This is a genomic window from Vibrio sp. 1069, assembly GCF_033340555.1.
In genome coordinates, this window is the sequence record NZ_JAWOWP010000265.1 from 1 (window position 1) to 787 (window position 787).

At 45.1% G+C, this 787-nt stretch carries 1 protein-coding gene; it reads left to right on the forward strand.

Going from position 1 to position 787, the window contains the following annotated elements; all coding sequences use genetic code 11:
- Nucleotides 1–787, forward strand: a 787-nt coding sequence (locus R7040_RS25875; RefSeq protein WP_318097490.1) for an AsmA family protein, incomplete at both ends; no start/stop codon positions are given.

Consider the following 787-nt stretch of genomic DNA (forward strand, 5'->3'; position numbering starts at 1 on the left):
AATCTTAGCTACGCGCTTAAAGGCAGTGCGGCTGGTATGAAGCTGGACATGCAAGGCGGTGGGCAGCTTACGGTTGACCAAGCGATTAGCAAAGTGTTGTTGAATAAGCTTACGCTGAAATCAAGCTTTGAAGGTGATGCTTTGCCACAATCACCAATGAAAGTTGATATGGTCTCTGACCTTTCATTTGACCTAAATAAAAGCCACCTTAGCTTTATTCTAGAGAAGTTAACCGCAAACGCGATTGCATTGGATGGTAAAGCCGATGTGACATTGGGAGACATTCCAAAAATACGTTTTGCCCTTCATAGCCCTAATATCGATTTAGATGAATTCTTAGGCTTGGATAAACAAGCACCAGCAAGCGAAAAGCCAGCATCTGGTGGTAAGAGTGCATCCGCGGGGCCTGAAGTTGAGCCGGATCTTTCAGCACTGAAAACGCTGGATGTCAAAGGTGATATCACCATCGATAAGTTCAAAGCGGCTAACGCAAAAATGGAAGCGGTAAAAGCGAGCTTCACTGTCAATCGTGGTGTGTTTGACCTCACATCATTTAGCTCGAAGTTGTACCAAGGCACAATTTCAGCAACAGCAAGACTAGATGCACGTAAGACGCCAGCGACTTACAGCGTGAAAAAATCAATCCAAGGTGTGAAAGTTCAACCGCTACTGATTGATGTTGCTAACAACGACAAGTTAGAAGGTACGGGTAATATCGACGTGAATGTCCAAGGTAGCAGTTTGACGCCGACAGGTATCAAACAGAACCTTGCTGGTACGGTAGTGA